The sequence below is a fragment of the Pseudomonas putida NBRC 14164 genome (assembly GCF_000412675.1).
Classification (GTDB): Bacteria; Pseudomonadota; Gammaproteobacteria; order Pseudomonadales; family Pseudomonadaceae; genus Aquipseudomonas; species Aquipseudomonas putida.
Window position 1 is genome coordinate 5,375,964 of sequence record NC_021505.1, and the last position, 24,701, is coordinate 5,400,664.

Annotated in this window: 23 protein-coding genes; 9 read left to right on the forward strand and 14 right to left on the reverse strand. The window is 59.9% G+C overall.

Annotation, left to right across the window (positions count from 1 at the left end):
* Positions 1-5: 5 nt before the first annotated feature.
* On the reverse strand, positions 6-1,358 hold the full coding sequence (locus tag PP4_RS23910) for an MFS transporter (protein ID WP_016501680.1): 1,353 nt from the start codon (positions 1,356-1,358) through the stop codon (positions 6-8).
* 261 nt (positions 1,359-1,619) lie between these two features.
* On the opposite strand from PP4_RS23910, the gene PP4_RS23915 reads away from it, so the two are divergent.
* The gene (locus tag PP4_RS23915) at positions 1,620-2,321 is read left to right on the forward strand and encodes a FadR/GntR family transcriptional regulator (protein WP_016501681.1); all 702 of its coding nucleotides are present in this window, start codon (positions 1,620-1,622) and stop codon (positions 2,319-2,321) included.
* Between the two features lie 79 nt (positions 2,322-2,400).
* On the opposite strand, the gene PP4_RS23920 is transcribed toward PP4_RS23915, so the two are convergent.
* The 4 genes from PP4_RS23920 to PP4_RS23935 form a co-directional block, all read right to left on the reverse strand.
* Complete coding sequence (locus PP4_RS23920; protein WP_016501682.1) at positions 2,401-3,411, reverse strand: zinc-dependent alcohol dehydrogenase family protein; 1,011 nt, start codon at positions 3,409-3,411, stop codon at positions 2,401-2,403.
* Between the two features lie 131 nt (positions 3,412-3,542).
* Positions 3,543-4,133 carry an HAD family hydrolase gene (locus PP4_RS23925; RefSeq protein WP_016501683.1) on the reverse strand — a complete coding sequence of 197 codons (591 nt, stop codon included), beginning with the start codon at positions 4,131-4,133 and terminating at the stop codon, positions 3,543-3,545.
* Positions 4,130-4,999, reverse strand: coding sequence for an acyl-CoA thioesterase II (gene tesB / locus PP4_RS23930; protein WP_016501684.1), 870 nt, complete (start codon positions 4,997-4,999; stop codon positions 4,130-4,132). Before tesB ends, PP4_RS23925 begins: the two co-directional genes overlap by 4 nt.
* Positions 5,000-5,095: 96 nt before the next feature.
* Complete coding sequence (locus PP4_RS23935; RefSeq protein WP_016501685.1) at positions 5,096-5,665, reverse strand: GNAT family N-acetyltransferase; 570 nt, start codon at positions 5,663-5,665, stop codon at positions 5,096-5,098.
* Positions 5,666-5,844: 179 nt separating this feature from the next.
* Between PP4_RS23935 and pmrG the strand changes: the two genes are divergently transcribed.
* The 3 genes from pmrG to PP4_RS23950 all read left to right on the forward strand — a co-directional run bounded on the left by pmrG (position 5,845) and on the right by PP4_RS23950 (position 9,018).
* A complete protein-coding gene (gene pmrG / locus PP4_RS23940; RefSeq protein ID WP_016501686.1) occupies positions 5,845-6,531 on the forward strand; it encodes a lipopolysaccharide core heptose(II)-phosphate phosphatase PmrG in 687 nt (228 codons plus the stop codon).
* 182 nt (positions 6,532-6,713) lie between these two features.
* Positions 6,714-7,628, forward strand: coding sequence for a histone deacetylase family protein (locus PP4_RS23945; RefSeq protein ID WP_016489319.1), 915 nt, complete (start codon positions 6,714-6,716; stop codon positions 7,626-7,628).
* A gap of 148 nt (positions 7,629-7,776) precedes the next feature.
* Positions 7,777-9,018, forward strand: coding sequence for a TIGR03862 family flavoprotein (locus PP4_RS23950; RefSeq protein ID WP_016501687.1), 1,242 nt, complete (start codon positions 7,777-7,779; stop codon positions 9,016-9,018).
* A 35-nt stretch (positions 9,019-9,053) separates the two neighbouring features.
* Here PP4_RS23950 and PP4_RS23955 read toward each other — a convergent pair whose 3' ends face one another.
* From PP4_RS23955 to PP4_RS23975, 5 genes are all read right to left on the reverse strand, one after another.
* Positions 9,054-10,376, reverse strand: coding sequence for a DEAD/DEAH box helicase (locus tag PP4_RS23955; RefSeq protein ID WP_016501688.1), 1,323 nt, complete (start codon positions 10,374-10,376; stop codon positions 9,054-9,056).
* 55 nt (positions 10,377-10,431) lie between these two features.
* Entirely contained in the window at positions 10,432-11,352 is a 921-nt protein-coding gene (yedA, locus tag PP4_RS23960; protein ID WP_016501689.1) for a drug/metabolite exporter YedA, read from the reverse strand.
* A gap of 122 nt (positions 11,353-11,474) precedes the next feature.
* A complete protein-coding gene (locus PP4_RS23965; protein WP_016501690.1) occupies positions 11,475-12,080 on the reverse strand; it encodes a 3'-5' exonuclease in 606 nt (201 codons plus the stop codon).
* 9 nt (positions 12,081-12,089) lie between these two features.
* Complete coding sequence (locus tag PP4_RS23970) at positions 12,090-12,569, reverse strand: NYN domain-containing protein (protein WP_016501691.1); 480 nt, start codon at positions 12,567-12,569, stop codon at positions 12,090-12,092.
* 159 nt (positions 12,570-12,728) lie between these two features.
* Positions 12,729-13,493: a DUF2076 domain-containing protein gene (locus PP4_RS23975; RefSeq protein ID WP_016501692.1), complete on the reverse strand. Its 765-nt coding sequence runs from the start codon at positions 13,491-13,493 to the stop codon at positions 12,729-12,731.
* A 167-nt stretch (positions 13,494-13,660) separates the two neighbouring features.
* On the opposite strand from PP4_RS23975, the gene PP4_RS23980 reads away from it, so the two are divergent.
* From PP4_RS23980 to PP4_RS23990, 3 genes are all read left to right on the forward strand, one after another.
* Positions 13,661-14,317 carry a YciC family protein gene (locus tag PP4_RS23980; RefSeq protein ID WP_016501693.1) on the forward strand — a complete coding sequence of 219 codons (657 nt, stop codon included), beginning with the start codon at positions 13,661-13,663 and terminating at the stop codon, positions 14,315-14,317.
* A 629-nt stretch (positions 14,318-14,946) separates the two neighbouring features.
* Positions 14,947-15,741, forward strand: coding sequence for a Hachiman antiphage defense system protein HamA (locus PP4_RS23985; RefSeq protein WP_016501694.1), 795 nt, complete (start codon positions 14,947-14,949; stop codon positions 15,739-15,741).
* Entirely contained in the window at positions 15,742-18,222 is a 2,481-nt protein-coding gene (locus tag PP4_RS23990; protein ID WP_016501695.1) for a DEAD/DEAH box helicase, read from the forward strand.
* 1,404 nt (positions 18,223-19,626) lie between these two features.
* On the opposite strand, the gene PP4_RS24000 is transcribed toward PP4_RS23990, so the two are convergent.
* The gene (locus PP4_RS24000) at positions 19,627-19,836 is read right to left on the reverse strand and encodes a hypothetical protein (protein WP_041167882.1); all 210 of its coding nucleotides are present in this window, start codon (positions 19,834-19,836) and stop codon (positions 19,627-19,629) included.
* Positions 19,833-20,234, reverse strand: a complete 402-nt coding sequence (locus PP4_RS24005; protein ID WP_016501699.1) for a hypothetical protein — start codon at positions 20,232-20,234, stop codon at positions 19,833-19,835. Before PP4_RS24005 ends, PP4_RS24000 begins: the two co-directional genes overlap by 4 nt.
* A 409-nt stretch (positions 20,235-20,643) precedes the next feature.
* Between PP4_RS24005 and PP4_RS24010 the strand changes: the two genes are divergently transcribed.
* Positions 20,644-21,093 (forward strand): 3'-5' exonuclease family protein, encoded by a 450-nt coding sequence (locus tag PP4_RS24010; protein WP_016501701.1) that lies wholly within the window; start codon positions 20,644-20,646, stop codon positions 21,091-21,093.
* Positions 21,094-21,134: 41 nt separating this feature from the next.
* On the opposite strand, the gene PP4_RS24015 is transcribed toward PP4_RS24010, so the two are convergent.
* Together PP4_RS24015 and PP4_RS24020 are read right to left on the reverse strand one after the other, a co-directional pair.
* Positions 21,135-22,307, reverse strand: coding sequence for an MFS transporter (locus tag PP4_RS24015; RefSeq protein WP_041167883.1), 1,173 nt, complete (start codon positions 22,305-22,307; stop codon positions 21,135-21,137).
* Positions 22,308-22,388: 81 nt separating this feature from the next.
* Positions 22,389-23,417: an alpha/beta hydrolase gene (locus PP4_RS24020; protein WP_041167885.1), complete on the reverse strand. Its 1,029-nt coding sequence runs from the start codon at positions 23,415-23,417 to the stop codon at positions 22,389-22,391.
* Positions 23,418-23,640: 223 nt separating this feature from the next.
* Here PP4_RS24020 and PP4_RS24025 point away from each other — a divergent pair, with 223 nt between their 5' ends.
* Positions 23,641-24,588 carry an AraC family transcriptional regulator gene (locus PP4_RS24025; RefSeq protein WP_041168130.1) on the forward strand — a complete coding sequence of 316 codons (948 nt, stop codon included), beginning with the start codon at positions 23,641-23,643 and terminating at the stop codon, positions 24,586-24,588.
* Positions 24,589-24,701: the final 113 nt, after the last annotated feature.

The following is a 24,701-nucleotide window of genomic DNA, read 5'->3' on the forward strand; positions in this document are numbered from 1 at the left end:
AGTATTCAGTGGGTCTGGCCCAGGGCCGAGGGGGCCTTGAGGTCATCGGAAGGGGCGCCCTTTGGGCGAATGCGTACGAAGAAGATGGCAATGGCCGCCAGCACCGAGGTCACGGCCAGGCCATACAGCCCACCCTGGATCGAGCCGGTCTGCTGCTCCAGCAGGCCGAAGGTGGTGGGGGCAACAAAGCCCCCGAGGTTGCCGACCGAGTTGATCAGGGCGATCACTGCCGCCGCGATGCGGGCATCCAGGTAACCCTGCGGGATCGGCCAGAACAGTGACGATGCCGACTTGAAACCGATGGCCGCAAAGCACACGGCGACAAAGGCGAACACCGGGCCACCGGTGGTGGACATGAACATGCCGATGGCGGCGACCACCAGGGCACCGGCCACCCAGGCCTGCTGGAACTTCCAGCGCGCGGAGCCGGCGGCGAAGGCGTACATGGCCAGGATCGAGATCAGCCACGGGATCGAGTTGAAGAAGCCGACCTGCAGGTCGCTGAGGTCACCCATGCGCTTGATGATGCTGGGCAGCCAGAAGGTGGCAGCGTAGATGGTCAACTGGATGCAGAAGTAGATCACGCAGAACAGCACGATCTGGCGGTCCTTGAGCAGGCTCCAGGCCGAAGCCTTGACCGTACCCACGGCTTCGCGCTCATGCTGCTCGCGGTCGATGGTGGCCACCAGCGCGTCCTGCTCGGCCTGGCTCAACCACTTGGCATCGTGCGGCTTGGAGTCCAGCCAGAAAAACACGAAGAAGCACAAGGCGACCGAGGCCATGCCTTCGATGAACAGCATCCACTGCCAGCCATGCATGCCCAGGCCCTGGATCTGCATCAACGCCCCGGCCAGCGGCCCGGAAATCAGCGAAGCCAGCGCTGAACCGCTGAGGAAGATGGCAATCGCCTTGCCGCGCTCGGCGCCTGGCAGCCAGCGGGTGAAGTAGTAGATCACCCCAGGGAAGAAGCCCGCCTCGGCAACACCCAGCAGAAAGCGCAGTACGTAGAACTGGGTTTCGTTCTGCACAAAGGCCATGGCCGTGGCCACCAGCCCCCAGGTGAACATGATGCGGGTCAGCCAAAGCCGCGCCCCCACTTTTTGCAGCAGCATGTTCGAAGGCACTTCGAACAACGCGTAGCCGATGAAGAACAAGCCGGCGCCAAAGCCGTAGGCTGCAGCGCTGATGCCCAGATCGCTTTCCAGGTGCGGGCGGATGAAACCGATATTGACGCGGTCGAGGTAGTTGACGATGAACATGATGACGAACAGCGGCAGGACATGGCGCTTGACCTTGGCTACAGCACTGGCCAGGGCGTCGCCGTCATTCCGGGCAGACGGAGCGAGGATGTCGTTCACGTGCGAATCTCCCACTAATTGTTTTTGTGCGGGTCTTGGTTGTCTGACATGGCAGTGGGGATGAGCATATTCGCGACGAGGTTGTACGACAAGATCAACAGTGTCGGCAAAATGGCAAAATACAAGCTGTCACAATGCCAATATGCTGCGATCTTTCAAAAGTACAGAAGTCAAATGCCAGCTTGGAGGCATAAAAAATCAGCAAAAAATAATTTTATGGATTAACTTGTCGTACAAGTACAGCGCGAACCGGATCACACCATGGACCCCGAACACGCCCGCAAACGCGGCCACAGCCGCGCCCATGACCTGGTCTCCAGCCTGACCCAGCAGATTTTGCTGGGCACCTTCAAGCCGGGTGACAAGCTGCCCTCAGAGAACACACTGGTGCGCGAGCATGGCGTCAGCCGCACGGTGGTGCGTGAAGCCTTGTCCAAGTTGCAGGCTTCCGGGCTGGTGGAGCCGCGCCACGGTATCGGTACCTTCGTGATGGAGCGCCAGGCCCAGGCCGGGCTGCGCATCGCGGCGGAAAGCGCGGCGAATGTGCGCGACCTGCTGGAGCTGCGCATTGGCCTGGAAGGCCAGGCCGCCGCCCTGGCTGCGCTGCGCCGTGACGAGGGGCACCTGGTGCGCATGCGCCAGGCGCTGGATGACTATCAGGACCTGGCAGCCGCCGGCGACAGCTGTATCGAGCCCGACCGACGTTTCCACCTGCTGATTGCCGAGGCCACCGGCAACCTGTACTTCACCGAAATGCTGCTGCATCTGGGCAACAGCCTGATCCCGCGCAACCGCATGGCCCTGGCCGAACGCGGCGGGGCGAAGCTGGCGCGGCAGGCGTACCTGGCCAACCTGGAGCATGAGGCAGTCCTCAATGCCATCCGCCGGCAAGACCCGGACGCAGCGCGGGCGGCGGTCTGCCTGCACCTGTCCAACAGCCGCGACCGTTTGCTGCCGGACTAGAGGCCGCTGCGCAGCCCTTAGCGGGCACGCCCGCTCCCACAGGTACCGCGTATGGGCAGGGCGTGTGGGAATCCAGCCCTCACCAGGTCAGGCAGATCTTGCCGAAATGCCGGTTGCTTTCCTGGTAGCGGAACGCCTCGACGATCTGCTCCAGTTCGAAGTGCTTGTCCACCACCGGCCGCAGGCCGTTGGCATCGATCGCGCGCACCATCGCCTGCTGCTGGGCGCGGCTGCCCACCAGCACACCTTGCAGGCGAATCTGCCGCACCAGCGCCTGCACCAGCGGCAGCTGACCGGCCACGCCGGTAAGGATGCCGATCAGCGACACATGCCCACCGATGCGCGCGGCAATCATCGACTGTTCCAGCGTCGCCGGGCCACCCACCTCGATCACATGGTCGACACCACGGTTGTCGGTGAGCGCGCGCACTTTCTCGCCCCAGGCCGGGGTGCTCTTGTAGTTGATCAGGTGGTCGGCGCCCAGGGCCTTCAAGCGCTCCAGCTTGGCGTCGCTGGACGATGTGGCGATCACCGTGGCGCCAGCCAGCTTGGCAAACTGCAGGGCGAAGATCGACACACCACCGGTGCCCTGCACCAGCACCGTGTCGCCAGGCTTGAGGTGGTCGTCGCTCATCAGCGCACGCCAGGCGGTAAGGCCAGCGGTGGTCAGGGTAGCGGCTTCGGCATGGCTGAAGCCTTTGGGCGCCAGGGTGAACGCGGTGGCGCGGGCGGTCACCTGTTCGCGGGCATAGCCGTCGAGGCCGTCACCGGGCACCCGGGCAAAGCCCTCGACATTGGCCTGGCCGTCGAGCCAGTCGGGGAAGAAGGTGCTGACCACATCGTCGCCGACCTGGAACTCGCTGACGCCTTCGCCCACCGCAACCACTTCGCCGGCGCCATCGGCCATGGGGATACGCCGCTCGCTCGGGCCCCACATGCCGCTGACCACGGCAAAGTCATGGTAGTTGAGGGAGCTGGCGTGCAGGCGCACGGTGATTTCGCCGGCCTTGGGGGCCTGGGCCTCGCTGGTGCCGACCTCGACCTTGTCGTAGCCGCCGCCGGGTTGTACGTAGATGGCCTTGCTGGTCATGGGTGGGTCTCCGTATCAGAGGAAAGAATGGGGTTGAGCATAGACAGGTCCGGCCCCACAGACCTGAGACTTGCACAATACTTGTGGGAGCGGGCATGCCCGCGAAGAGGCCCGCGTTGCCGACACAAGAATCAGCCCAGCATCACCTTCAGTGCCCGGCAATCGGCCGCATGCCAATCCACCAGTTCCGGCCATGGGTTATCCGGCAGATTCACCAGCACCGTGCGTGCGCCTGCAGCACGCCCACAGTCCAGGTCAAACCGGTAATCCCCCACCATTACCAGCTCGCTTGGCGCCACGCCCCAGGCACTGGCGATCTTCAGTAGCCCGTCCGGGCTCGGCTTGGGCGCCGCTTCGTCACGCCCCAGAATGTGCTCCACCGGGAAGCAGTCTGCCAGGCCGATGGCCTCCAGCGTCACATGCGCCAGCTCGCGGGCATTGCGCGTCAGAATACCCAGCCGACACCCGCGCCCGGCCAGCTCGCGCACCAGCTCCACCGCGCCGGTGGCCGCCGTGGAGGCAACTGCCAAATCGCGTTCATGCTCCAGCAACCAGGCATGCTTGGCTGCCGATACCTCTGCGGGCAAGGCCGCCAGGTGAGTGAGGATGTCGTGCTCGGCGGGGATGTCCAACGCCACGCGAATAGCGTCGAAATCATGCACGGCCACGGTCAGGGTGCCGTCCATGTCGAACACCCAGTTGCGTACCTCGCCCAGGCTCATGCCCAGTCCTTGCGGTGGCGAATCAGGCCTTCCTGGCTCGACGATGCCACCAGTTGCCCGGCCTGGTTGAAGATGCTGCCGCGGCAGAAACCGCGGGAATTCCCGGCCCAAGGGCTGTCGGTTGCATACAGCAGCCACTCGTCGGCGCGCAGGTTGCCATGGAACCACAGCGAATGGTCGAGGCTGGCGATCTGCATGTCGCGCTGCCACACCGACTTGCCATGGGGCAGCAACGCCGTGGTCAGCAGGCCGAAGTCCGAGGCATAGGCCAGCAGGTACTTGTGCAGGGCGGGAACGTCGGGCAGGTTGCCGTCGGCGCGGAACCAGGCGTACTTCAGCGGGTCGCCAGGCTTGGGGTTGAACGGGTCGCGCTCGGTGACCGGGCGGATCTCGATCGGCTTGGCGCACAGCACTTTGTCGCGAATACGCTCGGGCAACTGGTCGGCCATGGCGCGGGCCAGCTCCACCTCGGTGGGCAGGTTTTCCGGGCCGACCACGTCAGGCATTTGCGCCTGGTGCTCGAACCCTTCCTCGTCGTACTGGAACGACGCGCTGCAGGTGAAGATGGTCTGGCCCTTCTGGATCGCCGTTACCCGCCGGGTGCTGAAGCTGCCGCCATCGCGCACGCGGTCCACCGAGTACACCACCGGCAGGCTGGCATCACCCGGGCGCAGGAAGTAGCCGTGCAACGAATGCACATGGCGGGCGTCCTCGACCGTCTGGCTGGCCGCCGACAAGGACTGGCCCAGCACTTGCCCACCGTACAGCTGGCGGAAGCCCAGGTCCTGGCTACGCCCACGGAACAGGTTCTCCTCGATGGATTCGAGGCTCAACAGGTCGACCAGGTCGTCCAACACATGACTCATTGGGGGTTCTCCTCGCAAGGCAACACGTCTCTACAGCGCTCGTTATGAAGGCAAATGATACAGGGTTTGTCATTCGCGCCGGGCATGGCCGTGCATTCAGGCGCGCAGGGTGCGCTCCCAGTGTGCGCGGTCGATGCGGTACAGCACGTGCGGGCGCAGCGGGTGGCCCTTGGCCAGGCGGGGGTGTTCGAAGCTGCCGTTCAGGTCCTGCTGCATGCCGATGGCTTGCATCACCTTCTGCGACGGCAGGTTGCTCTCGCTAGTGAACGACACCACTTCTTCCAGGCGCAATTGGGCGAAAGCACAACGCAGGCAGGTCCACGCCGCCTCACTGGCAAAGCCCAGGCCCCAGTGGCGACGTGCCAGGCGCCAGCCGATCTCCACCGCCGGGGCAAAGGGTGCCTCGAAGTTGACATTGAGCAACCCGGTCATGCCGATGAACGCGCCGCTGTCCTTGCGCTCCAGCGCCCACAGGCCAAAGCCGTACTCATTGAAATGCCCGCGCACACGGCCGATCAACGCAGCCGCCTCAACGCGCGTCAGCGGCGCCGGAAAGTAGCGCATCACCTGGGGGTCGGCACACAGCGCGGCGAACTCGCGCAAATCATCGTCATGCCATTGGCGCAGCACCAGCCGTGCGCTTTCCAGTTGGAGAATGGGGGTCATGGGGCCTGCTCCGGTTTACCGCCTTGCAGTTTACAGCGTAGGCGCGGGCGCGGGTTTCACCCAACCGGCAGCAGCCGAATGCAATTTTCACACGCCCTTCACCGGCCCCCGACAGGCCGCTTGGCAGGATGCCGCCATCCACCTCCGCGCCAGCCGCGGCACTGCCAACGGAGCAACCCATGCTATCGAGCAACACCCTGGGGCACCCTGCCATTCATGCCCGGCGCAAGCGACGCCTGTCACGCAAGGCCCTCGGTGCCGCCCTTGGCCTGTGCATGGTCGTGGCGGCGTTGACCACCTGGCTGGCGACGAGGACGCACATCGTGGACCTTGGTAACGAGCAACAACTGAGTGACAGCGGCCTGTTGCAGGACTGGGCCGACGGGGCTGTGATCGTGATGATCCGCCACGCAGAACGCTGCGACAGCGCCCCCGGGCCCTGCCTGGACGACCCCACCGGCATCACCGTGGCCGGCAGCCAGGCCGCTGGCCGCGTTGGCCAGGGGCTGCACCAACTGGGCCTGAACAACGCCGACATGCTCAGCAGCCCGAAGCTGCGCACCCGGCAAACCGCGCACTTCATCCTCGGCCAGGCGGTGGCCAGCGAGGATTGGCTGGAAGGCTGTGACAACCAGTTCGCCAGTGAAGCACTGTCACGCAAGCGCCCCGGCCACAACCTGGTGCTGGTGACCCACAACGGCTGCATCGACCACTTCGCCCGCCAGCAGAACGTTACCGGTGGCGAGCGCCAGAGTGACTATGCCAGCGCCCTGTTCGTGTCGGTGGATGGCAATGGCAAAGCACGCATCCTCGGGCGACTGAACGAACCTGACTGGCAACGGGTACTGGCCAGCGCCGCCAAGTGATGCAGGCAATCACAATTCCCTTGTAGGAGCAGCCTTGTGCTGCGAAGAGGCCATTACTGCCACAGAAACCTGTTTGTCATACCGGCCCTTTCGCAGCACAAGGCTGCTCCTACAGGCGATTGGGCAGCAAAGCGGCCCCGGCCATGGCAAGATCAGCACTGGCCCTGATTGCGACCCCATCCATGCCGTTGCCGCTGATCTACCACGAAGACTACAGCCCGGAGTTCCCCGCCGAACACCGATTCCCGATGGACAAGTTCCGCCTGCTGCATGACCACCTGGTAGACAGCGGGCTGACCACCGACCAGGCATTGCTGCGCCCGGACATCTGCCCCAACGACATCCTCGCCCTGGCCCACGACCGTGGCTACATCGAGCGCTACATGAACGGCGACCTGTCCCGCGAAGACCAGCGTCGCCTCGGCCTGCCCTGGAGCGAAGCCCTGGCCCGGCGCACGGTGCGGGCAGTGGGTGGCTCGCTGCTGACCGCCGAGATGGCGCTGCAACATGGCATCGCCTGCCACCTCGCCGGTGGCACCCACCATGCCCATTACGACCACCCCGCCGGCTTCTGCATCTTCAACGACCTGGCCGTGATCAGCCGCTACCTGCTGGAGGCTGGCCGGGTACACCGGGTACTGATCTTCGATTGCGATGTGCACCAGGGTGACGGCACCGCGCGCATCCTGCACGACACCCCCGAAGCCATAACCGTGTCGTTGCATTGTGAACAGAATTTCCCGGCCCGCAAGGCGCAGAGCGACTGGGACATTCCCCTGCCTCGTGGCATGGGCGATGCGGCCTACCTGAAGGTGGTGGACGACACCCTCAACTACCTGCTGCCGCTCTATCAACCCGACCTGGTGCTGTATGACGCCGGCGTCGATGTGCACAAGGACGACGCCCTGGGCTACCTGCAACTGACTGACGCGGGCCTGGCTGCCCGTGACGAAGCGGTGCTGCGCCATTGCCTGGGCCGTGACATCCCGGTGGTTGGCGTAATCGGCGGCGGCTACAGCAAGGACCGCGAAGCGTTGGCCAGGCGCCATGGCATCCTGCACCACAGCGCGGCACGCGTCATCGGTTGTTCACAATGACTGTGGAACCGCTTGTGGATAACCTGCGGGAAAGGCGCTGTAGCCCTTTGCACACAAGGCCTGCAGAACTCTGATCGTTTTTTGACCAGTGCCTGCATGGGCAGCGCTGCGCTAGAATGCGCATCTTTTCCACAGCCTGCTGCCCACCATGCCCGATCTAAACCCCGCCTCCCCTCCCCTCGCCGTCGTTATCGGCGGCGGCCCCGCCGGCCTCATGGCCGCCGAAGCGCTGGCCCAGGCAGGCCTGGCGGTCGAGGTGTTCGACGCCATGCCTTCGGTAGGGCGCAAGTTCCTGCTCGCGGGGGTTGGCGGCATGAACATCACCCACTCCGAGCCATACCCAGCGTTCGTTTCACGCTATGCCGAGCGCCAGGGCGAAGTCGATGCGCTGCTGCGCGACTTCGACGCCGACGCCTTGCGCCAGTGGATTCACGGCCTGGGCATCGAAACTTTCGTCGGCACCTCGGGGCGGGTGTTCCCCACCGACATGAAGGCCGCGCCATTGCTGCGCGCCTGGCTCAAGCGCCTGCGCGACAGCGGGGTAGTTATCCACACCCGCCACCGCTGGTTGGGCTGGAACGCCGACGGTGCCTTGCGGATCGCTTATCCACAGGGCGAGCGCGCGGTGAAGGCTGCAGTCGTGGTACTGGCGCTGGGTGGCGGCAGTTGGGCGCGGCTTGGTTCGGATGGCGCCTGGCAGCCATTGCTGGCCGAACGGGCTGTGGATATCTCGCCTTTGCAGCCCAGCAACTGCGGGTTTGAGGTGGAAGGCTGGAGCGCGTTGCTGAAGGACAAGTTTGCCGGCGCGCCGTTGAAGAACATTGCCCTCAGCATACCGGGCAGTGCACCGCGCAAGGGCGAGTTCATCCTCACCGCCCAAGGTGTGGAAGGCAGCCTGGTGTATGCCTGGTCGGCGCCGGTGCGCGAGGCCATCAACCGCGAAGGCCGAGGGGTATTGCTGCTCGACCTGCTGCCGGACAAGCCTGTGGACAAGATTGCCCAGGCACTGGCCAAGCCACGCGGTTCACGCTCCATGGCCAAACATCTGCACAGCCAGCTGGGCATTGATGGCGTGAAGGCGGCGCTGCTGCGCGAGCTGACCGATCAGGCGAGCTTTGCCGACCCACTGGTGCTGGCGCGGGCGATCAAGGCATTGCCGATCACATTGGTGCGTACGCGGCCACTGGATGAAGCAATCAGCAGTGCCGGCGGGGTACGCTTCGAGGGGCTGGATGAGGGGTTGATGGTCAAGGGCATGCCGGGGGTGTTCTGTGCCGGCGAGATGCTGGACTGGGAGGCGCCGACCGGGGGGTATCTGCTGACGGCTTGCTTCGCCAGCGGGTTGCGCGCCGGGCGGGCGGCGGCGGATTGGGTCACGCGGGCTTCCTGACAGATTTTTGGGGCCGCTTTGCGGCCCCAAAAATCTCAAGGCTTACGCTTACGCGGCCCACCATTGAAGCTCGGCACCTTGCGCACCGCCTTCACAGCAGGCTCCGGATCCCCACTGTCCATCCAGCGCCCCAGCCCGCGCTTGGCGCTGTTCTCTTTCGGCTTTTTGGGTTTCTTCGGCTTCTTGATCACCTGGCCACTGGCGTCGGTCATCGGCACCCGGTGATCGGGGATGAAATCCGGCTCTTCGTGACGTGGCAGCGTCTGCCGGGTAAGCACTTCGATAGCCCCCAGCAACTGCACTTCATCCGCGCACACCAGCGAAATCGCCTCGCCTTTGTTACCCGCCCGCCCGGTACGGCCGATGCGGTGCACGTAATCTTCGGCAACGATCGGCAGGTCGAGGTTGACCACCAGCGGCAGGTCGTCGATATCCAGGCCACGGGCCGCCACGTCGGTTGCCACCAGCACCTGAATCTCGCGGGCCTTGAAGCTGTCCAGCGCACGCTGGCGGGTGGCCTGCGGGCGGTCACCGTGGATGCCGTCGGCGTTCACGCCTTCGGCCAGCAAGCGCGCCACCAGCTGGTCGACACCATTACGGGTCTTGGCAAACACCAGCACCTGCGTCCAGCGCTGCTTGCGCAGCAGGTGGCAGAACAGGTCTTCCTTGCGCTTCTTGTCCACAGGTACCAGCCACTGCTTGACGCTGGTCGCGGTGGCGTTGCGCGGGCTCACTTCGATACTGATCGGGTCGTTCAGGGCCAGCCCGGCCAGCACGCGAATCTGGTCAGAGAACGTGGCGGAAAACAACAGCGTCTGGCGCTTGCGGGGTAGCGCGGCGTACACCGATTGCAGTTCTTCGGCAAAGCCCAGGTCGAGCATGCGGTCGGCTTCGTCCAGCACCAGGGTCTGCACCTGGTTGAACTTGACCGCGTTTTGCCGGAACAGATCGAGCAAGCGGCCCGGGGTGGCCACCAACAGGTCGACGCCACGGCGCAGGCGCATCATCTGCGGGTTGATGCTGACGCCGCCGTACACCGCGTAAGTGCTCAGCGGCAGGTTCTCGGCGTACTCGCGCACGTTGTTGTGCACTTGCTCGGCCAGCTCGCGCGTTGGCACCAGCACCAGCGCGCGGATCGAGTTGCTGGCCACCTTCTCGCCCTCCAGCGCCAGGCGCTGCAGCACGGGCAGGGCAAAGCCTGCGGTCTTGCCGGTGCCGGTCTGGGCTGCGGCCATCAGGTCGCGGCCGGCCAGCACGGCGGGGATGGCCTTGGCCTGCACCGGGGTCGGGGTGGTGTAGTCCAGCTGCTGCAGGGTGCGCAGCAGCGGTTCGATCAGGCCGAGTTTGGCGAAATTCATGGCAATACCGTCAGGGGGTTCAGCGAAGGCGGCAAGTTTACCGCATCACCCCGTCCTACTTGCAGATTTCGCCTTCCAGCGGCTGCGTAGGCGCAGGTGCCTTGCGCCACTGTGGCAGGCCGATCAGCACCACCGCACCGATAATCACCGCCATGGCCACGCACTCCTCTGCGCCAATCTGTTCGCCGGCAAAGACGATGCCCAGCAGCACGGCAACCGCCGGGTTGACGTAGGCATAGCTGGTGGCCGCCGCCGGGCGTACGTTCTTGAGCAGGTACATGTAGGCGCTGAACGCCAGGATCGAGCCAAAGAACACCAGATAGGCCAACGCACCCCAGCCGGCCGCGGTCGGCATCTGCGTCATACGCTCCCCAGACAGCACGCTGCCCAGCAACAGCGCCGCGCCACCCACCAGCATTTCCGCCGCGCTGGCCATCGGCCCCTGGGGCAATGGCAAGCTCTTGCTCCACACCGAGCCGAACGCCCACGACGCCGCCGCGAAAATGATCAGGGCCGCACCCATCGGGCTTGCCTGCAAGTTGGAACCCAGGTTCAGCAGGCCGATACCCACCAGCCCCAGGGCAATCCCCGCCCACTCCAGCCGCGAGTTGCGGTGCCCGAACAACAGGCCGAACAACAAGGTGAACAAGGGCACTGTCGCCACGGCCAGCGCCGCCACGCCCGATGCCACCCCGGCATGTTCGGCCACGGTCACACCACCGTTGCCACAGCTGAGCAGCAGAAAGCCGATTGCCCCTGCCGCCCGCCACTGCGCCCAGGTCGGCGCCGGCGCACCGCGCCAGCGCAGAAAACCGTACAGCAGCCCCCCAGCGATCACGAAGCGCACACCAGCCATGAGCATCGGCGGCCAGCTCTCCACGCCAATACGAATGAACAGGTACGTAGAGCCCCAGACCAGGTACAAGGCCAGGAAAGCACCAATGAGCAGCAACGGGAAGCGACGGGCGGCAGGCATGGGAAAAACTCGAAATCCGTTTACGGGTGATTCAGTTTAACGGCCTGCCTGAGTGGAGTTACGTTACAGAACGGGCTCAAATGAGCGGCACACTTTTGGTGCGCACGGCTTGGACAGTAGCCTTAGCGGAACTTGGCCAGGGTTTCACGTACCTTTGCGGCAGGCACTTTCTGCAGACGGCAAAGCAGGCCATGGGACAGTTGCTGAATACCGTGGGCCTGGCGCAGTTCGCCCACCAGGTGCTGCAGCAGGTTGGCGGCCATCTCGGCATCGGCCATGGCCCGGTGCGCGGTACCGGTGTCCGGCAAGCCGGCCCAGCGTGTGAGGGTGCCCAGCTTGTGGTTCGGTGCCATCGGCAGCAGGCGCCGCGACAACAGCAGGGAGCAGGCGAACGACTGGCTGCGGCTACGGCCGATGCGACTCAGTTCGTAGTCCCAGAACTTCTGGTCAAACGCCGCGTTGTGCGCCAGCAGCGGGGTGTCGCCGACAAACTCGGCCACTTCGTTCATCACCTTGTCCACCGGTGGTGCGCTGCGCAGCATGGCGGTGGTAATCCCGGTCAGCCCGGCGACGAAGGCCGGTACCGGCACGCCAGCGTTCATAAGGCTCTGGTAGCGCTCGACGATACGCCCGCCTTCCAGCATCACCACTGCCACTTCGGTGGCGCGGCAGCCGACGCCAGGGCTGATGCCGGTAGTTTCAAAGTCGATGACAGCAATACGTTCCATGAAGGGGCCTCAATGTTTGAGCAACAGCTTACCCTCGATGGGCACATAACGGGTGGCCGCACGGATCAGCGACAATGCGGTAAGCCCAGGCACGCCATACACCACGGCCTCTGTACCGTGGCGCTGGATCACCCGTTCCAGCAGCAGGTCGAAGTCGCCATCGCCAGAGGCCAGCACCACCTGATCGACCCGGCTGGCCGCATCGATCACATCCAGGGTAATACCCACATCCCAGTCCCCTTTGGCCGAGCCATCGCTGCGCTGGATGAAAGGCTTGAGGCGCACATCGAAACCCAGGTTGCGCAAAATCTGCTGGAACTGCTGTTGCTTGCTGTCGCCACGGTCGATGGCATAGGCCACCGCTTCGACAATTTCGCCTTCACGGCTGACGTCGGCCCACAACGCGGTGTAGTTGAAATGGCAGCCGTGGGCCTGGCGCACGGTGTAGTAGAGGTTCTGCACATCGGCGAACAGCGCGATCTTTTTCACCTGGGAACCTCATGTCTGGCCTGGAATACCGGGGGCTGCTGCGCAGCCATTCGCGGGCACGCCCGCTCCCAAAGGTGTCGTACAGGTCACCGTGGGAGCGGGCGTGCCCGCGAAGGGGCGCAAAGCGCCCCCAAAATTGCCTGCAGTATGCCAGACCTGTCAGACGTACGAATCGTCGTCCGAGAAGAACCCGCCATCGTCGCTGCCGTAATCGGTGTCGGCATAACCGCCCTGGTCACTGCCCCAACCACCGTTGTCAGCCACTTGCTGCTGCCCGCCCTGGTCGTTCCAGCCACCGCTGTCGCTGGCCGGTGCTGGCTCTTCCTTGATTACCTCGACCACTTCCTCGGGCTGTGAATTGTGGTTGAACAGGCTGCTGATGCCCTGGGCCAGCAACACACCACCGGCCACACCGGCTGCGGTCTGCATGGCCCCACCGAGGAAGCTGCTGGCACCGCCGCGCGCAGGCGCAGCGCCAAAGCCTGGCTGCTGCGGTTGCGGCTGAGCCTGCGAGAAGCCCGGTGCCGACGGCTCGCGCCAGCCACCACCGGATGCTGCAGGCGGCGCCGAAGGGCGCTGAGGCTGCACAGCCGGGGCCGCATTGCGCCCGCCCGAGCCAAAGATGCTGGACAAGAAGCCACCACCGCCGCTGCCAGGTGCGCCGGTACCGGCCTGTGCCGCCTCGGCCTGGGCGCGGGCCTGCTTCAGCTCGGCCTCCAACTGCTTGTTCTGTTCGTCGAGGCGCTTGATTGCCGCCTCCTGCACCAAAATCGCCTGGGCCATGTAGTAAGGCGCCGCCGGCTGCTGGCGCAGGTGTTGCTCGATGCACGCCTGGGCCTGCGCGTCACGCGGCTGGCTTGGGTCTTCGGCTTGCCTTATGCGGCCGAACAGGCCGTCGATCAGGGTTTGTTCTTCAGTGTTCATGGGGCGACCTCGTGGGGTAGCGGGACAACGGACAGCGTCAAAGATGGGGTGTAGCGGCACGGGATTCAATCACTGGCGCCGTGAAACTTTTTTCAGCAAGTGACAGCCCCACGCCCGCTTTGGGCTAAAGTTATGCCCCTGATTTTACTGCCATGCGATGTTGACTGATGAATCCGCTGAGCGTTCTGCGCGACTCCCTGTACTTCTTCCGCCGCCACCTGCCGAGCATTCTCCAGCTGTGCCTGCCGTTGGTGGTGCTGGAGGCCTTGCTCACCCAGCTGCTGTACCGGCAGATGGGCGACCAGGCCTCGCCGGCCTACGGCATGCTGGTCAGCCTGCTGTTCTACCCGCTGTACAGCGCGGCACTGATTCTTTACCTGCACACGCGCAGCAACGGCCAGGACATCGGCAAGCGCGACCTTTTCGCCCGCGCCCTGCAGCTATGGCCGCAACTGGCCCTGCTGATCCTGATCAGCTCGCTGCTGATCATGGCCGGCCTGGCGCTGTTCATCTTCCCGGGCGTGTGGATCATGATCAACCTGGTGTTCGCCGAGTACCTGCTGGTGCTGCGCGGCCTGCCGGTGGTGCAGGCAATGCGCGAAAGCGCACGCATGACCACCGGGCACTTCATGCGCATCATGATTTGCGTGGTGGCCGTGCTGGCACCAATCTGGCTGATCGACGGGCTGCTGCTAATGGCCTTCCCCGAGCCATCGCCGGGCATGGAGCTGGCCATGGACAGCCTCAGCGGCTTCCTGCAGTTGTTCAGCACCGTGGTGCTGTACCGCCTGTTCATGCTGCTGGAGGGCGAAGCCGGGGCGTGATGCCCAGGCCCGCGTTTCGGCCAGGCAGCACCGTAATCAGGTACCCCGAGGCTTGGCCCGCGCCGTAGCTTCGGCCACCAGAGGGTCGTCCGGCCAGTAATACCTGGTACCAAATGACTGCTCTGAAGATTGACACCCCCTGCCCCCAGGAAAACCGAGGCCCAGCTCAATCCGGGTGCGACGGTGGTTGACTGTCAATTCTAGCTCCAGTGATTGACTGAAATCACCCTTGCCAGCCATCACCATTGACGCCCCGAATCCACCCTCCCCTCCTGCCCTCTGCAGTGCATTGACACCTGTCCTCATGCGCATGGAAAGCCGGTAAAGCCAACAAGGGTGTTCAGAGCAGCTTTGCAACCTCGCAGACGTGTGTAGTCATCAGGCATCACCGAGGCCCCAAAGTAGCCTCTCCAACACAGACGATAGTCTCTACTTTCTGCAGAACCATCTCGCTATACTTCATGAAATGGCACAGTGCCGCCATGGCTTCTTCAGGCCTTGACCAGGCTCATCGACATAATAGAAGAGGCGAATTCAGCACAGCTAAAAAGTGCTGCCAGAACCCCACGCCGCTGCGACGGATGCAGCGGAGGATTTCAGAGGCTACGGCCCCTTTGGATATTTGAGTTATGGATGGCGTTACTTTCAAGCAAGCCGGTCAGTACGCAATGTGCTGTATTGAGAACCTGTCGGACGAGCTCATAACGGCTCTACGGGACAACCTGACTCGAATTTGTCATGGCGCCGACCTGGGTAGCCGCAACATGGTCATCTTCAAATATGAGGCCACCCTGAAGTCGTTCTGGGATCGCTACTCCACCAAGGATCTCAACACCCGGACTGGCATGCTCGGCGAGCTACTTGCCCACGTCATCATCCTCAAAAAACTCGACAGTTTCGATGTGGTTTCTCCATTCTTCAACATGGAAGAAAAACATATTCGAAAAGGTTTCGACCTCGTTCTCTACGAGTCCACTTCCAATGAAGTATGGATCACCGAGGTGAAATCAGGAGGTGCCGGCAAAAAGACGTCGTGCGCAGCCACCAAGGCATTACTGGCGAAAGCTCGAGACGATCTCAAGGGTCGCCTTGCTGAGGCAGAAATGAACCATTGGCTCAACGCCATGAACGCCGCCCAGAAATCCATTAATGACAAAACCCGCTACAAAGAATCTGTGCTAGAAATCCTTGGCATGGAAGGCGAAAAAGCATATGGAAACTCTGCTGTAGCCTCTGACAACAACGTTGTTTTGGTTTCAGCACTCTTCAACGATGCTACTCAAAAAGTGGAAGAAGCGACCATTTCAGGCTTCGCGGACAGCCTTTTGACTACGCCAATATTTAAAACAGTTTTGGTGCTATCCATCCAAAAAGGAACGCTTCAAAAGCTTGAGGACTTCCTTCGCACAGAGGCAGGATGCTAAATGCAAGAGTTAACCATCAAGGAATTGGCCAAGACCCGTTTCAAAGACATCTACCTAGAGCTTCTCCGTGGAAGCCAGATGTCAGATGGGGATATCGTGAAGCTTTTGGCGATTGCAGTCCTGCTACTCAACCATCAGGCGCCCGAGATCAAACGCCTTGGTTATCGAATCACGCTATTCTATGGAAACCTGACTGGCCGATATGAGCCGCTTTATGATGTAGCTGTTAACAGCGGCCTATTACCGGTTACTGCTGTGATTGGTAAGTCGTTCGAACAGGATGAGCGACTCAACAGGTCTTTCATTCAAAACATTGTGAGCAGTTACGTAGACACATTCCGTGACCAGGGTATGGTGCTGACGGAGCAGCAGGACACGCTGAGAGTCTTCGTCCAAGATGAGTACGAGAACTCTTCGGTCGTTATCGCTCCGACCTCCTACGGAAAGTCCGAGCTCATCATCAAGTCAGTAAAAGACAACCCCTCTAAGCGCATTCTCATTTTGGTGCCATCAAAGGCACTTCTAGCGCAGACAAAGAAGCGTTTGATTTACGCGGACATCCCAAAGCTGGGAAAGGTTGTCACCCACCCTGAAATGTTCTCGCCAGAGCGAAACAATCGTGCTTTTGTCCTTACACAAGAGCGCCTAAATCGCTTACTTAATGAATATAGCACCCTCAAGTTCGACATGGTTTTTGTGGACGAGGCCCACAACCTTCTCCAAGGCGATAGTCGCAATGAGCTCTTGGCCACAATGCTATGCATCCTGGGGGCCAGGAACCCTAAGACTTCATTCAAGTTCCTGACCCCTTTCCTTTGTAACGAACTCAACGTCCGAGTGCGTTACCTGGACATGACGCCCAAAGGCTTCAGGGTTGATGAATACATTAAATCCGAGCGCTTTTACACTCGGGACTTCAGAACTGGCAAAAACGACGGAAAACTCAAACTTTACGACCATTTCCTCAACCAATGGTTAGAGATAGATAGAAAGTACAAGAGCGGCTTCGATCTCATCAAGGGCGAGTCGCTGGCCAAAAACATTATCTATGGCAATACCAAAAAGAAAATTGAGCAGTTCGCACTCGAGCTCGCTGAGACGCTGCCTAACATCGAGTGCCCATTGGTTCAAACAGCTTGCGATGAGCTTGAAGATGCGTTCGACAAACGATATCGACTGATTTCTTGCCTGCGGAAAGGGGTGATGTACCACCACGGCTCCATCCCCGACACCATCCGACTGTATTTGGAAAACCTGTTCCACCAGTCCAAGGCCATGAAGTATCTGGTTTGCAACTCTACTCTGCTTGAAGGGGTAAACCTCCCTATCGAACGGCTTTTCGTCTTCGATTATTCGAAAGGTCGAGGGAACCTCACCTCATCGCAATTTAAGAACCTGGTTGGGCGTGTGAATAGGTTCAGCGAGGTGTTTGCGCCCGAAGCAGGAACCACCCTCAAAAAGCTTGAGTCGAGCATCTACTTGCTGGGCATGGATGGATACACGAACAAAAAATCTAACCTCCAGACATTTTACGAGAAAGCGGTCAACGTCTCGAAGGTTGACCAGGACAGCGTTAGCAACGTTCTCCTTGAGGCGACAACCATATTAGACGGTGAGATGAAAGACCGTCATCGTGACGCTGTATCAAGGTTGGAGAACCTTCAACCAGGCGTCGTCACGGGTCAAGATTGCAAGTACGTGAAGACGGAGGTTGGCCGATTACTAATTGCCAACAGCGTAAGCGAAATCGATGTCTTCACCTCTGAGGAGGAGATTGACAACGCCATCACCATGTCTGTTGATGCGAACGGCATAATCGACAACGCCGACCGCCTGCTACTGGAGATCAAAACCTGCTTCATCGACAAGTTCGATGACAAGCGAACATACAGCGACCTGAAGCGCCTACAGAACAAAGCGACGATTGATTTTTACGCCATGCTCCTGGACTGGAAGCTAAAAAAATATAGCGTCAAGCAAACCCTGAGATACACGCTTAAATATTGGAACGAGCTCCCTGAAAAGAAAGGCACTGACTATGTTTACGTGTCGAATTGGGGCGATACCAAATACGGCGACAGCCACTATACCTACTGGGTCAGAATTTCAACCAAGAACGATGTAGAGAAAGTCAACCTCGCCATCGTTCGCTTGAAAGAAGAAGATGACTTCTTCGACAACAAAATCTTCAAGTTTGTAGAGGTTCTAAATGGTGTAGGTGCTGTTGACCCAGGTTTTTACAAGCGGATCAAATATGGCACCACAGACGATGCGAAGATTAAGCTAATTCGAGAGGGCTACAGTCGCGGGCTGGCTGAGTTGCTGCTGGATCGATACCCACGGTACGTTCGACTCGACAACAATGGCGAAATCGAAGTCAGCTCAAGGGTCATCGGTCTCATGAGGGAAAATGAGGAGAGCGATCTGCTTATTTTTGAAGCTCAGATGAATCTGAAAGCCATTCCGGAGACATTGGCGTAACGCTGACGGGGCTTGCTGATATCAAGAGCAGCCCAATCGGTTAATGACTAGGAGTGCCCTATAAGCCTGGAGCGCTCAAAAATCAGCCCTCCCCCCACAACCGAGGCCGCTACGTAAGCGGCCTCGGGCTCTTAACGGGTTACTATGAATCATCCCTCATCAGGTACTGGACTACTGCTCGGAGCAACTCCTTGAAGAGCGCTCTTGCAGCTTGTTCTGCCAGCCACTGGCCAATCGATTTCAGTCCTTTCATCACATTACCCTTCATCGTTTTATAGGGCTTCCCACTCCGGGGTTCGGCTAATCACTATCCGTTTTCCGAACCCCGAGCGAAGGCCTGGTAAATGACGAGCCCTGAGAAACTGGGCTTCGAGGCCAGGTTTGCACGCATTCCGCATCTGAAAATAAGCTTCAGCAGCCCTGCTCTGGGCTTCACAAATGAGCACGCTGCTCCGCCTACTTACTCAGCGAATAGACCGTAAACCTTTTTCGCGAATGTGATCACAGTCGCGCCAACGCCGAGAAATTTAAGCCATTGTAGTTTTGGCTTTTCTGACGAAGCCGGACTGGCAGCCCCATAATTGATAGTAATATGGATAGACTGAGGCGGATATTTATCCGAACCTGGGCCGTTCGGGCCTTGGACATTGATTTGCATGTGAAGCCTCTTAATTTAGCTTTTGATTAGACAAAACTTAATTAAGAGAAAGTACGAAGCCTATGCCTGCGAATGCTCAACTCAGCATCATAAGCGGAGAAAGGAGAGGTCAGACTGACCTTAAGAGCTTGAAGCCAGAGGGAAACTACAACTTTAGCGTGATCAGCAAGTGCATTGAAATATTTTACGAACTGCGAACGATCAGGTTGATCCCTTAGAAAATCAAAAATATTATAGACAGAAAATGGATCTATGCTTCGCCCGATCCAATAGGCGTTTCTCTGTTCCTTGCCTCCGACAAGTACGCTTCGGCGACTATATTTCCTCCAGATAACTTCGCGAGCACGTCTGATAGCGCTCCCGTACAGATCATTCCTTCTGACGGAACAAGAAATACTCCTAACAAAGGAGGTATCCTCTTCCCTGTCAAACTCATCCCAGCTTAACATTTAACACTCCTGACTCTTGCTCAGTGAGCGTGCCCTAGTTTAAGTGACCTTTTTACTAGGCCTACTCGGTTCCTACCCGAGCATGAACGGCCTGCCTTGAGAGTAGCCGCTTCGCTTTGCCCGATCAACCTGAACCTGTCCGTACAGACCGACCGGAGGCTCGAAAAAGGTCTCTGCGGTGTCTAGGGGCTCCACAAGAAACTGCCTCGCGGCATCCGCCAAAGCCGCAATATAGCGATGCTGCGGGGGGGAATGCTCATCCCCTCCAACCGCCGACGACCTCATCGACAACCATGATCAGTGCACGGTCTCACCAAACTTGCCGCTCTTGTGCAACTGGTAGTCGATGACTGTTTGATACAGGTGATCAGCCTCAAGACGGAGCCTTTCGATCTCCTCGGCTGGTCGCCCTTCATCCACCGCCTTCTGATGAGCTCGGATGGCTTGGAGAGCCTGCTGCAAGAGCGGCTCGCCGGCCTCGGCCATGCCCAGTATCGTTCTTTTCATCGCGATCTTCCGCTAGGGCTGTGGGCCCGATGTGCCTTTACGTGCTCAAGCTCTTGATGCCAGACCACCATGAACTTCTCGAAGTCGCGTAGATACGGCCCTTCCGCCAGGCGGGTAGATCCAACGCTCGCAGCCTGGAAGCGCTGCAGCCATGGCTCGGGGATGCTGTCCTCAACGACCAGTTGAACGCCGTTGTGGAGTTTCGTGGTGATGACATCGACGACCTCCTGGGCCGTGAGCTGATCACCGCCCACGACTCCCAGCAGGGCCTGGTCAACCTTTTCGAGTTCAGCCAGCGCCGTTTCAGCGCGAGCGGTTCCAGGCCGCAGGTCGGCAAGCGCCCACAGGGCTCTGCGCCTCGCTATCTCCAGGCTCCGCAGTCGATGATCAATCGTCACATCACTTCTCCATGCCGCAGGTGGACGTCACAGGCCAAGTTCGACTTCTAACTGCGATCCCCGCAAGGCACGGGTGAGCTCGCCTCTCGGCAGTTTTGCCAGGATTCCATCGGCGAGATCATTGGCGTGCCGGGCGTACAACGTGACAACACCAGGTACAGGCTGGCGATCAGGGACGAGGGCCCCGACTCGCACCTGGGCAATTTTCAGTATATTCACGACATCTGCGGGTAGCGTGTCAGTCGACAGGTGCTCGACGGTTGGCCTTGTGGGAGGGCTCGCACCGCCCACAGATCTACAACCGTTTCCAACAGCTTTTCGGGGCCGAAATACGCCAACGCGATTTCCCACAGGCAGCCTTCCTGGGACAATTTCAGGCGGGCCCTAGTCATTGCAAAGGTTCCAACAGATGAGGCTCTTTCTCGATTGTGAGTTCACTCAGCTCAGCGCGCAGGCGAAGCTGATCTCCCTGGCTCTGGTTGGCCAGGATCGCCAGGAATTCTACGTGGAAGTGATCGACGCGTGGCGAGAAGAGGACTGCAGTGAGTTCGTGAAGGAGATCGTGCTGCGGCAGTTGTGGGGAGGTGAGTACGCCATGCCGGTCATCGTGGCCAGAGCGGCGCTCCTGCGCTTCCTGGCAACCTACGATGAAGAGCTCGAGATTGTCACTGACGCACCTGCCTACGACTGGGAGCTGTTCTGCGAGCTCGCCTATGACGATGGGAAATGGCCCCAGAACGTCAGAAATTTCCCCACCGATGCCACGACGCTGACTGCGACGAACGATGGGGAGGAATTGCCTCATCACGCCCTGCTAGACGCTAGGATCATTTCAAGCATGTTCGCAGCTAGAGCGTAAGCAGGCTGGCTCACACAGTTCTACGTGTGTGCCGCGCCACGCTATCGGTTTGTGACAACACTGAGTGTGGTTGCAATGAGCAAGAATATGCCGCTAGAGATGAAGGTAGCCTGATAACCCATGCCGTCGTACAGCATCCCGCCTGCAGTTGCACCAGCAGTGATCGCCAACTGAATAACCGCGACCATCAAACCACCACCGGCTTCTGCATTGTGCGGCAGCGCTTTGGCCAACCAAGTGAACCACCCAACAGGCGCGCAGGTCGCAACCAGCCCCCACAGCCCCAACAATGCGGCGACCGGAACCACCCAGCTACCAACCGCGATCACGGCAAATGCGGTGGCAGTCATGATCAAGGGTATGCCTATCAAAATCCTATTCAGGTTTCGGCTAACGAAGGAGCCGACAAACGTGGTGCCCACCAATCCTGCCACACCGATGATCAGGAGCAGGAGCGAGAGGGTGGGCACATCGACATGCGTGACCGTTTCCAGGAAGGGTCGCAGATATGTGAATAGTGTGAACTGACCCATGAAGAGAAACGCTACTGCAGCCATGCCGAGAGCGACTTTGCTGTCTCCCAGCAAACGCAAGGAGCCGGTGGCCGATACTTGAGTCCGCTCACTCGGCATGGCCGGGAGTGTGAATGCTTGCCAGATCAACGCCAATGCGGCCAATGGCACGACGCAAAAAAATGCCCCTCTCCAGCCAATCATGCCGCCTAGGTAGCTTCCAACTGGCGCTGCGATTGCCGTGGCCAACGCTGTACCGCCCTGCATAACGGCAATGGCCTTCGGAACGAGCGCTTCAGGTGCGATGCGCATCATTACTGCAGTGGACATCGACCAATAACCACCAATGGCAATCCCAAGCACGGCGCGCCCTACCATCAAGGTGAGATAGTTCGGAGCAAAGGCCACCATCCCACCCGAAACCAGCATGAGCACCGTTGTGGCCAGCAGGACAGGCTTGCGGTCGATCCCCTGGGTTAAGCTGGAGAGCAACAAGCTTGTGATGACAGCAAGGAAGCCGGAGATGGAAATAGCCTGGCCGGCCTGCCCCTCAGTCAATGACAAATCGGATGCAATCGGCGTGAGCAGGCTCACCGGCAAGAATTCAGATGCCACCAATGCGAAGGCACAGAGTGACATCGCCAGGACAGCGCTCCAGACCTGACGACTTGAGTGTTGAAGGGAGATTGCTGGGCTGCTCATGGCGGTTCTCGTTGCAGAGATTTCAAAAGACACATGCGCCCAGGCCTAGCTTTCAGGAGCTGGGTCTGGGAATAGCAGTAGTTACTTGAGGTTTTCTCGGAAGAAGGTGGTCAGCTTGCTGAAGGGGATCAGTTCAACGCGGTCATAGAGATCGACATGGCCTGCGCCTGGCACGATTACCAACTCCTTGGGTTCGCCGGCAAGGCGATACGCCTCCTCGCTAAACTCACGGGAATGAGCTTCTTCTCCTGCGATGAACAACATTGGACGAGGCGAGATCGTCTCGATGTCATTGAACGGATAGAAGTTCATGAACCTGACGTTACTGGTCAGAGTCGGGTGGGTCGTCAGAAGCGGCGACAACCCTTTGGGTGTGAACTCACCACGAGGTGTGCGGTAAAAGTCGTAAAACTCCCGCTCAATGGCATTAGAGCTCTCTGTTAGCTGATCCACTGTGCCACTGGTGTACTTGGTTTCGCCTCCGGCAAACTCGACATCACGCTGGGCTACTGCTTCGGCGATAGCCTTTTTGCGCTGTTCGACCGAGACGCCATGCTTGAGTCCATTGCGGTTGGCGGCCCCCATGTCGTACATGCTGACCGTGGCAATCGCTTTCATGCGTGGATCAATTTTCGCAGCACTGATGGCGAAGCTGCCGCTTCCACAGATACCCAGCACGCCAATACGGCTCCGATCAACGAACCCTTGGGCACTGAGATAGTCGACCGCCGCACTGAAGTCTTCGGCATAGATGTCCGGCGACACCAGATTGCGTGGACGCCCGTCACTTTCACCCCAGAACGACAGATCGATGGCCAGGGTCACGAAGCCCTGCTCTGCCAGCTTTTGGGCATAAAGGTTCGAGCTTTGCTCCTTTACCGCACCCATCGGGTGTCCAACGATGATTGCGGGATGCTTAGCATTCACGCTCTGTTTTTTCGGCAGATACAGATTTCCGACAGTGGTCATCTGGAACTGGTTCTTGAAGGTGACGCGCTCGAGTGAAACCTGCTCACTCTGATAGAAATTGTTGGCCCCATGGGACATATCGGCGGCTCCCGCAGTGAGTGAACTGGCCATCAAGGCAAACGTAACGAACAAAGACTTCATGCACATCTTCCTGTCTGCTCGAAATGGAAGGGATGTGAGAGGACATCGCTCCCGGACGCTAGGGTCTTCTCACCTGCCACCCATGTTCCCCGCGTGCACCAGCACACCAGTAGAGCAAACCGGTAGTTTTCTTGCCTAATTGTCCAGAGCTAGCTGACTGGGCATGGACACTTAAAGCGACGCGCGAGTAGTGTTTCGCTATACGCTGATCGGAACGCTCACCATGCCCGCAACCGCACTGCCGCCTTCACGCACGAACCCAAGGGCCACACTGTGTAGGGTCATCGGTGCCCACGCGCCCACCGCTGGAGATTTCGCGACGAGCATTGCAGGCCTAAGCGTCTATCGACGCAACGCACCAGCCCCACCGATTACGTGCATTGTCGAACCAAGCATCGTTTTGGTTGCGCAAGGGGCAAAGGAAATGGTTATCGGCGGTGACGTATTCCCATACGACACGACTCGTTTTCTGGTCACATCGCTAAACATTCCCGCCAACTCTGCGGTGACTGTGGCCAGCGAGGAAGCCCCCTGTCTTGGCTTGGTGTTCAAGCTCGATTTGCGCACACTGGCCGAATTGATCGCGCAAGATGGTCGCCCTCCTGCGAGCGGTCAGTCCTTTTACACCAGCGCTGGAGTTGGTGGACTGGGCCAGAAGCTATTGGAGAGCTTCACCCGCCTGATTGAACTGTTGGAGGAGCCCGATGCAATCCCGGTGCTTTGGCCCTTAATTCAGCGAGAGATCCATTATCGGTTGCTGCTAAGTGACCAAGCCCCTCTCCTGCGCTATATCGCCTCCGTTGGCAGCAAGGGTCATCGAATCGCAAAGGCCATCGACTGGATGAAGCTCAACTACGCCGAGCCTCTGCGGGTGGACGAGCTCGCCTCTAAGGTACAGATGGGCCTCTCCACATTCCATCATCACTTCCGGCAGCTCACCGCAATGAGTCCACTGCAGTACCAGAAATGGTTGAGGTTGAACGAAGCAAAACGCTTGATGCTCAACGAACACCTCGATGCAGCGACTGCCGCATTCAAGGTTGGCTACGAAAGTCCATCGCAGTTCAGCCGCGAGTACGGGCGCCAGTTCGGTACGCCTCCAAAACGCGATATTGCGGAACTGCGTTTAGGTGCGGAAAGGTCAGCTTCCTCCCTCCCCATCGTACCCTGATCCTCAGCCTATAAGACGTCGCCCAACCCAGGATGCAAGGAGATGCAATGAGAAGGCACACACCCCACAGGGCTTTATGTCCTATAACCGAAAAGGCCGCTGTCTATCGATGG

Excerpts from the sequence above, each read along its gene's own strand:
- PP4_RS23915 (WP_016501681.1), top strand. The coding sequence starts at position 1,620 with ATGGACCCCGAACACGCCCGCAAACGCGGCCACAGCCGCGCCCATGAC.
- PP4_RS23920 (WP_016501682.1), bottom strand. The coding sequence starts at position 3,411 with ATGACCAGCAAGGCCATCTACGTACAACCCGGCGGCGGCTACGACAAG.
- PP4_RS23925 (WP_016501683.1), bottom strand. The coding sequence starts at position 4,133 with ATGAGCCTGGGCGAGGTACGCAACTGGGTGTTCGACATGGACGGCACC.
- tesB (WP_016501684.1), bottom strand. The coding sequence starts at position 4,999 with ATGAGTCATGTGTTGGACGACCTGGTCGACCTGTTGAGCCTCGAATCC.
- PP4_RS23935 (WP_016501685.1), bottom strand. The coding sequence starts at position 5,665 with ATGACCCCCATTCTCCAACTGGAAAGCGCACGGCTGGTGCTGCGCCAA.
- pmrG (WP_016501686.1), top strand. The coding sequence starts at position 5,845 with ATGCTATCGAGCAACACCCTGGGGCACCCTGCCATTCATGCCCGGCGC.
- PP4_RS23945 (WP_016489319.1), top strand. The coding sequence starts at position 6,714 with ATGCCGTTGCCGCTGATCTACCACGAAGACTACAGCCCGGAGTTCCCC.
- PP4_RS23950 (WP_016501687.1), top strand. The coding sequence starts at position 7,777 with ATGCCCGATCTAAACCCCGCCTCCCCTCCCCTCGCCGTCGTTATCGGC.
- PP4_RS23955 (WP_016501688.1), bottom strand. The coding sequence starts at position 10,376 with ATGAATTTCGCCAAACTCGGCCTGATCGAACCGCTGCTGCGCACCCTG.
- yedA (WP_016501689.1), bottom strand. The coding sequence starts at position 11,352 with ATGCCTGCCGCCCGTCGCTTCCCGTTGCTGCTCATTGGTGCTTTCCTG.
- PP4_RS23965 (WP_016501690.1), bottom strand. The coding sequence starts at position 12,080 with ATGGAACGTATTGCTGTCATCGACTTTGAAACTACCGGCATCAGCCCT.
- PP4_RS23975 (WP_016501692.1), bottom strand. The coding sequence starts at position 13,493 with ATGAACACTGAAGAACAAACCCTGATCGACGGCCTGTTCGGCCGCATA.
- PP4_RS23980 (WP_016501693.1), top strand. The coding sequence starts at position 13,661 with ATGAATCCGCTGAGCGTTCTGCGCGACTCCCTGTACTTCTTCCGCCGC.
- PP4_RS23985 (WP_016501694.1), top strand. The coding sequence starts at position 14,947 with ATGGATGGCGTTACTTTCAAGCAAGCCGGTCAGTACGCAATGTGCTGT.
- PP4_RS23990 (WP_016501695.1), top strand. The coding sequence starts at position 15,742 with ATGCAAGAGTTAACCATCAAGGAATTGGCCAAGACCCGTTTCAAAGAC.
- PP4_RS24000 (WP_041167882.1), bottom strand. The coding sequence starts at position 19,836 with ATGAAAAGAACGATACTGGGCATGGCCGAGGCCGGCGAGCCGCTCTTG.
- PP4_RS24010 (WP_016501701.1), top strand. The coding sequence starts at position 20,644 with ATGAGGCTCTTTCTCGATTGTGAGTTCACTCAGCTCAGCGCGCAGGCG.
- PP4_RS24015 (WP_041167883.1), bottom strand. The coding sequence starts at position 22,307 with ATGAGCAGCCCAGCAATCTCCCTTCAACACTCAAGTCGTCAGGTCTGG.
- PP4_RS24020 (WP_041167885.1), bottom strand. The coding sequence starts at position 23,417 with ATGAAGTCTTTGTTCGTTACGTTTGCCTTGATGGCCAGTTCACTCACT.
- PP4_RS24025 (WP_041168130.1), top strand. The coding sequence starts at position 23,641 with ATGCCCGCAACCGCACTGCCGCCTTCACGCACGAACCCAAGGGCCACA.